Source organism: Chamaesiphon polymorphus CCALA 037 (assembly GCF_003003845.1).
Classification (GTDB): Bacteria; Cyanobacteriota; Cyanobacteriia; order Cyanobacteriales; family Chamaesiphonaceae; genus Chamaesiphon; species Chamaesiphon polymorphus.
Window position 1 is genome coordinate 1 of record NZ_PVWO01000309.1, and the last position, 7,113, is coordinate 7,113.

Annotated in this window: 10 protein-coding genes; 7 read left to right on the forward strand and 3 right to left on the reverse strand. The window is 43.2% G+C overall.

The features are described from left to right. The 4 genes from C7B77_RS19880 to C7B77_RS19895 form a co-directional block, all read left to right on the forward strand. Window positions 1–587, forward strand: a 587-nt coding sequence (locus C7B77_RS19880) for a lipase family protein (protein WP_146138414.1), incomplete at its 5' end; no start/stop codon positions are given. Next, entirely contained in the window at window positions 584–1,522 is a 939-nt protein-coding gene (locus C7B77_RS19885) for an alpha/beta hydrolase (protein WP_106308823.1), read from the forward strand. The genes C7B77_RS19880 and C7B77_RS19885, both read left to right, overlap by 4 nt. A gap of 46 nt (window positions 1,523–1,568) precedes the next feature. Then, complete coding sequence (locus C7B77_RS19890) at window positions 1,569–2,345, forward strand: alpha/beta fold hydrolase (RefSeq protein ID WP_106308825.1); 777 nt, start codon at window positions 1,569–1,571, stop codon at window positions 2,343–2,345. A 2-nt stretch (window positions 2,346–2,347) separates the two neighbouring features. Next, window positions 2,348–2,767, forward strand: coding sequence for a DUF6841 family protein (locus C7B77_RS19895; RefSeq protein WP_106308828.1), 420 nt, complete (start codon window positions 2,348–2,350; stop codon window positions 2,765–2,767). 9 nt (window positions 2,768–2,776) lie between these two features. Here C7B77_RS19895 and C7B77_RS19900 read toward each other — a convergent pair whose 3' ends face one another. Both C7B77_RS19900 and C7B77_RS19905 read right to left on the reverse strand, forming a co-directional pair. Beyond that, window positions 2,777–3,529, reverse strand: a complete 753-nt coding sequence (locus C7B77_RS19900; protein WP_106308831.1) for an ATP-grasp domain-containing protein — start codon at window positions 3,527–3,529, stop codon at window positions 2,777–2,779. 150 nt (window positions 3,530–3,679) lie between these two features. After that, window positions 3,680–4,486: an SDR family oxidoreductase gene (locus C7B77_RS19905; protein ID WP_106308834.1), complete on the reverse strand. Its 807-nt coding sequence runs from the start codon at window positions 4,484–4,486 to the stop codon at window positions 3,680–3,682. 90 nt (window positions 4,487–4,576) lie between these two features. Here C7B77_RS19905 and C7B77_RS19910 point away from each other — a divergent pair, with 90 nt between their 5' ends. From C7B77_RS19910 to C7B77_RS19920, 3 genes are all read left to right on the forward strand, one after another. Next, window positions 4,577–4,978 carry a MerR family DNA-binding protein gene (locus tag C7B77_RS19910; protein ID WP_106308837.1) on the forward strand — a complete coding sequence of 134 codons (402 nt, stop codon included), beginning with the start codon at window positions 4,577–4,579 and terminating at the stop codon, window positions 4,976–4,978. Window position 4,979: 1 nt separating this feature from the next. After that, window positions 4,980–5,840 (forward strand): helix-turn-helix domain-containing protein, encoded by an 861-nt coding sequence (locus C7B77_RS19915; RefSeq protein ID WP_106308840.1) that lies wholly within the window; start codon window positions 4,980–4,982, stop codon window positions 5,838–5,840. A 100-nt stretch (window positions 5,841–5,940) separates the two neighbouring features. Further along, on the forward strand, window positions 5,941–6,558 hold the full coding sequence (locus C7B77_RS19920; RefSeq protein WP_106308843.1) for an FMN-dependent NADH-azoreductase: 618 nt from the start codon (window positions 5,941–5,943) through the stop codon (window positions 6,556–6,558). 70 nt (window positions 6,559–6,628) lie between these two features. Here C7B77_RS19920 and C7B77_RS19925 read toward each other — a convergent pair whose 3' ends face one another. Continuing rightward, window positions 6,629–7,027: a RidA family protein gene (locus C7B77_RS19925; RefSeq protein ID WP_106308845.1), complete on the reverse strand. Its 399-nt coding sequence runs from the start codon at window positions 7,025–7,027 to the stop codon at window positions 6,629–6,631. Between the last annotated feature and the right edge of the window lie 86 nt (window positions 7,028–7,113).

Genomic DNA, 7,113 nt, shown 5'->3' on the forward strand with positions numbered 1-7,113 from the left:
ACAAGCCCCTTTTCTCTATTAATTATTGTTCTCTATGCTCCGTAAGCATCCCAGGAGTTTTCTGCACCACTAAGGCAGCGTTGAGTAATGCCGATCGCATTTTTATTGCAGGTCACAGCTTGGGTGGAGCATTAGCAACACTAACTATTCCCGATCTAATTGACTCAGGCATCAATCCAGCTAAGATTGTAGTTTATACCTTCGCAAGTCCTCGATGCAGCGATCGAGAATTAGCAACTAAATTAAATGATAGTGGTGTCCAACATTGGCGCATTGCGAACACAGAGGATATTATACCGACATTACCAGGAGCGACAGCCAATATTTTTTCAACAGAAAGACCTGTATCACCAGAAGAAGTGGAAGAAAATTTTATTGTCAAAACTTACAACGATCTCAAGATTAGAGGAATGAAAACTCTTGAGCATACAGGTAATCCTATTTATTTTACAATTGGTACAGATTCAATACAAGATAATCATAATTTAGAGTTCGTGTACATGACAGGTATCGGTCAAGATTCAGCGAGTGTACCTTTAAACCAATTAAAGCAAATATCGAAGAAGATGACGGAGATAGTTAAATGATACTAATAGATTGGGATGAGTATTACGATCTACACTTTAAAGGATATATAAATAAGAATGACGTGCGCGATCGATGTCATCCGCAGATATTCAAACATGAAGATGATGGACAGCCGAGAAATGCGATCGTGTTAGTACATGGATTGACAGACTCGCCCTACTTCATGAAAGATATTGGCGAATACTTCTGCACTGAAATGGGTTTTGATGTCTATATTCCCCTGCTTCGCGCTCATGGATTGAAAGAGCCAGAAGACATGAAAGATGCGTCTTTAATCGAGTGGCGCAAAGATGTCAGATTTGCTGTGGATGTAGCTAAAGGAAGTAAAGGGAAAGTTTCGATCGGGGGATTATCAACAGGTGGTACATTAAGTGTTGAAATGGCTCTCAATAACGAAGCGGCGATCGATGGTGGAGTTTTCCTATTTTCTGCTGCATTAGGTTTAGCCAGTCATGCTGGCAATCTAGCTGAAATCTTTCTCCGAACCCCTCTAGCTAATATTTTCGACCAAATCGATCGAAGTAGTCTCATCAATAGTTCACCTAGTGGTAATCCCTTTCGATATTCTAAAATGGATATTGGTGGAGCTAGAGAATTATCAAAATTAATTAAAGAATTAGATTTACTTACCGATCGAGATATACTGAATCAGCCTTTATTTGCAGCGCACTCTGAAGCAGATACTACCGCAGCTATCGATGAGATCGAGGAACTGGTAGATCGATCTTACAAGGGACATCAAAGAGCAGAAATGTTTAGAATTGGCAAGAACTTTGCAGTTCCTCATGCCAGTGTTGTTTTGAAAAATCCAGTGTTGTCAGTTAACAATTCTCCGTTAGAACCTAGCAATTCTTTCTTTGACCAAATGATGGAATCGCTTTATGTATTTGCAGACAAACATAGTTTAATCGGCGATATCAAGCAAGATCCCTGACTTCTTGAAGAAGTCGGGGATCTGTCCACGTAAGCTTGTAAAAAATATGACAAAAGTTACCATTGGCGATATCGATATTAACTACGAAATCAAAGGGATCGGCGAACCATTACTGATGATAATGGGTTTGAGTTTCAGTCTACTCGACTGGGGCAAAAAATTCACCGAGCTACTCGCACAACACTATCAACTAATCCTCTTCGATAATCGCGATGCTGGACTCACCAGCGAATCCACTCGCACTTATACTATCGCAGACATGGCAGATGATGCTGCGGGACTTTTAGACGCATTAAAGATTCCCAAAGCGCATGTATTTGGTGTCAGTATGGGCGGTGCGATCGCCCAACAATTTGCTCTAAAATATCCTGATAATTTAGACAAACTCATTCTCGGTTGTACGATGGCGGGTGGTACTTGCAGTCAGGTGGGCGATATTAGTGGCGTGATGAGTGGCAAGCTTGAGGATTTATTATTTACACATACATTCATCCAAAATAATCGTCAGGAACTCACAAAATTCCTCGCCGAGACAACTCCACTCCATAGCAAAGGTGAATCCTTGCAACGTCAGCTTCAAGCCTTTGGTACGCACGACACCTGCGATACTTTGTCTAGCATAAAAGCACTAACACTCATCCTCACTGGAGATAAAGATATTGCGATACCTCGATCGAATAGCGATGTCTTAGCTGCCAAAATTCCTCGTGCCAAATTAGAAATTATCGCCGATGCCGCTCATGGATTCTCCTATAGCCATCCAGACACCACTGCTGATTTAACTCACTTCTTTCTACATCAACCATTTAACAAAGATAAATAATTATGTGCAACGAAATTAAAGAAATTCTCAATACCTTTGGTGCTTATATTCAAGCTTTTAATTCACTAGAGCCAACAAAGGTTTTACCATTTTTTCATTTACCTTCAATGCTCATAACTTCAACGGAAGTCGCGGTGATGGAGAAGCCAATTGAGGTGTTGGGAGTATTTGCGATTTTGATGGATGACTTAAAAAATAAAAACTTTAAAGAGAGTCAGATCGTCGGCTCATTGGAAGTTCAGCAACTCAGCGACAATCAAGGACAGGTGGTTGGAGTTGCCAAGCGATTCGATCGATCGGATGCAGAAATCGAACACTTTGGGTTTACATATACCCTGCGTAAAGTCGAAGATAAATGGAAAATTATTTCAGGCGTATTGTACGAATCAGAAACGCTGTCTAATTCTAAATCATTAGTCTGAATATCGATCTTAGCTAAATACCTGCGAAATAGAGATACTATAGTCATCGGCATCCGTCATTTCTGCCCAGCGAGATGCTAAAAATTGAGCGTAATATAAGGGGGGCAATCCATAATTACCCGTTGCATAGCCATCGTTAACTTCAACTAGTAAAGTTTCCCCCTTATCTGTTACCCCAAAGTCGATCGCATATGCCGCAGGTGCGGATTTATAAGTAGCAATAGCAGCTTCGACAATCTTTGGATCGACAGGCAATCGCCAATCGCCATTGTATAAATATACGCCTAAAATGCGATCGTACCTGACAAAACATCGCCATTCCGATAGAAACTTAACTGGTTCCGAACACCAGATTTCACTATCTTCAGATTCATCGCCACAACCGATTAAATCTTGAGAAGTAGTAATTAATTTACCTGTAAATTTCTTGCATTTACGTGCGGGCTTAATAAACACATTCCAGAGTTCGGCATGTTCCACAATATTATTTACCCGATCGAGCCAAATTTTGCGACCTAAAAATGGGTAGAGTTCTTGTGGATAATTAATTGGCAATGGTGGTGTGATTCCCAGTCGAATCAGGGCGGCATGAATATCGGCAATATACCCGACCACAACGTCATCAGGCTGGAGTTCGGATATGTCCGAAATCGACTCATAAGTATCGATTTCCCAGCCCATCAACCGAAATCCATAAGCAGCATTCGCACAATTAATCGTTGATATTTCTCGATCGATACTCTTACGGATATAGGCTTTCACAACTCTCAACTCTAGTAATAGTCTACTAGTTACACTAGGATTAAATTTCCATTGTCGTCATAGCAATACAATATTTTTTACCATTCGACAAGGATTTACACCAAGTTTGGCACGTCAGATCGGGAGTGTCAAATGTTGGCGATCGCCCGATTAACGGTTACCCAACATCATCGTTGTGACGAGAGATCGCCATAGCCGATCGGGTAATAGCGCGTGCAGCCATAACCACATCTCGCCGTGCGGTGAATAACGCAACCGTGGAGATCGATCGGTTGCGGCTCGATAAATTGCCTTAGCAACGCCTTCGGCTCCTGGCAAGGAGTCATTAATCCGTAGCATAAACCGCTGGACGCGATCGATCGGTTCTGCATATTCTGGATGAGTCGCCCAAGTCGCGCCGCGCTCGATAAAGTTGGTCTTGATGCCACCTGGCTCGATAATTTTGATGCGAATGCCAAGTGGTTGTAACTCATAGCGCATGGCTTCCGAAATCCCCTCGATCGCCCATTTGGTGCCATGGTAAGCCGCCGTCATTGGAAAACCGATCCGTCCGCCGATCGAGGCAACATTGACGATCGTGCCACCACCCTGTCGGCGCATAATTGGCAGTACGGCTTGCATCGTCGTCACCACACCAAATACATTCGTTTCAAACTGGCGGTCTAATTGTGCCCTGGTAATGCCTTCGATCGGCCCCATCTGAGCGTAGCCTGCATTATTTACCAACACATCGATTTGGCCGAATTTAGTTAAGGTTTCGGCAATTGCTGCGGCGATCGAGTCGGGATCTGTAACATCGAGGCGCAAATAAATCATTCGCGGATCGGCAATGCCGAGATCCGCTCGTTCGGGATTTCGCATCGTCGCTACCACATTCCAACCCTGTTGCCAAAAATATTTAGCGGTAGCTGCGCCGATTCCACTTGCAGCCCCTGTAATTACCACGGTTTTATTCATCGCTGCTCAAACTGTATAAATGTCTGTTGCTGTTACTGTAGTCTGTGGACTATACTCCACAGTCAAGTAGAAAGTTTTAAAACTGCGAAGATGCTAATTGGCGAACTGGCACAGAAAACTGGACTATCAAAGGATACGATTCGTTTTTACGCGAAAATCGGCTTGATTTTCGCAAGCGATCGTCGCGCCGGAAGTAGAATTTACCAGGAATTTAGCACCGAGACGATGGAACGGCTACTACTGATAACTCAGGGCAAATCGTTGGGATTTACACTCAATGAGATGAAGCAATTGGTAGATGCCGCGATCGATGGTTCGTTACCGTTGGCAGAAAAAATTAAAGTAACAGAAAGTAAGCTGGTGCAAATAAAAGCGAAGATCGAGCAACTGCAAGCGATCGAAATCCAACTCACCGCCAAACTCGGCCACCTCAAGCAATTAGATTTGTCAGCAGCCCCGAATTCAGAATATGTAAAACCAAATATTAACTAACATGTTCGATTTAAATAACTTGTCATCTGTATTGCCGCAGCCACCATTACTTTCGAGTCAAAATGCAGGTTGGGAAGATATTCAATTAGCCTTATTTCGCCAGCCACCCCACGAAACTCCCCAATATCGATCGCCATATCATACTATTTGCATCAATTGGGGTAGCGGAGTAACATTGGAACAGTCGATCGAAGGTGCGGATGCCGCCGCTCGTTCCACATGCGGCGATATGAGCTTTTACAATGCCAATCGATCGCAAGTGTTTCGGTGGGATCGAGAGACAGAATTTTTGCAGCTTTATATCGAGCCAAACTTTTTCCATCAGATCGCTACAGAACTTCAATTGACTTGCGATTTAGCCGAAGTCGAATTATTAGTACGTTCGGATAAATTGGTATTGCAAATCGCCGATTCGTTGAAAAATTCGCTTGCAGATGGTGGTGGGTGCAAGTTATATGCCGCAGCAATGGCAAGGAGTTTGGCGATTCATGTCTTAAATCGCTATCGTCATCCCAGCACTAATATCACTCAGACTCCCGGATTATCTACCAGGCAAATTCAGCAGGTAACTGAATATATTCGCGATCGATTGTCATCCGATTTGAGTTTAGCCGAGTTAGCTGCATGTATCTCGCTAAGTCCCTATCATTTTGCGCGATTATTCAAGCAGACAACCAAGATGACCCCCCATCAATATGTTATAGATCGGCGCGTCGAACTTGCGTCAAAGTTATTGAGTAAAAAAGAGTTATCGATCGCCGAAGTTGCTCTCTGTTGTGGCTTTGCCCATCAAGGACACCTCAGCAAACACTTCAAACGCTCGACTGGAATCACGCCCAAAACCTATCGGGATAATTTTTAAAAACACCGCAAGAATCCGATCGAAATAGCAAGAATTTGCACGACGCATCGCCCGTGACTTCGATACATTCTAGATATTCTCATCTTCACGAGGTCGAGCGATGTCATTTATCTTACAGATCGATTCGAGTTACAGTGGCAGCGATTCTGCTTCCCGTTTACTCGCGCGCGAATTTGTCACCGCCTGGAAACAGCATCATCCAGATTGCCAGATCGCTTATCGAGATTTAGCTTTGCAGCCAGTACCATATGTCGATCGCACTTGGGTATCGGCAATGAATTTATCGCCCGATCGATATAATCTGGCTCAACAACAAACCATGCAGGCATCAGAGCCGATCGTCAGTGAATTTTTAGCAGCCGATGGCTACATTTTTGCGTTGCCAATGTATGGCTTTACCGTTCCTGCTGCTTTTAAAGCTTATCTCGAACATCTCATTCGTCCGGGACGTACTTATACGATCGACGAACATGGATTGCGGGGAATCGTACCACCAGGAAAAAAGATGCTCGTAATTACCAGCAGAGGAGCAGAATATAATCAAAATTCGCCGCTGGCAAATTTTGATTTTCACGAACCTTATCTACGGACGATCTTTGGTTCGTTTGGCATCGAAAATATCGAATTTATTTATGCCAATAATTTAGAACTTGGCGATCGGGATAAATCGATCGCTGCTGCTAAAACAGAGATTCATGCCTTAGCAAGAACGTGGTGAATTTGTCAAGTTTTCCACAACGCGATTCTTACATAGGGTTGTCATTGCCCTATGTAAATTTACTACTCAACTATCTAATGCTAGCGATCGCTTCAATCTCAACAAGTGTTGATGGTGATGCCAGGGAAGCTACGCCGATACCAGTTAAAGCTGGGCGAGATGTGCCTAAAAAGCTAGCAATAATTGGGGCAGCAGTTTCCATATGTTCTGCAAGTTCGCCTCGGATATATACACGAACTTGCAATAACTTTTCGATTGACGAACCAGCGGCTGTGAGAGCAATTTTAAGATTTTCCAGTGCCTTTCTCATTTGTCCTTCGACTGTGGTTTCGGTGGTTTCATATTGATGATTCCAATCGACCTGACCGGATACAAAAACTAAACCCAATTCCGTCTCGACAGTAGCTTGAGACATGCCCAATGCAGAACAATCGTATAGTTCTTCTGGATTGACTAGTTTTTTGCTCATGTTGTCCTCCTAAGTAGGTAGGTGGGGAAATAATAAACTGCATAAAGTTTTGTCACGGAACTGGAGAGTTGGAGAATTTAAAGCGT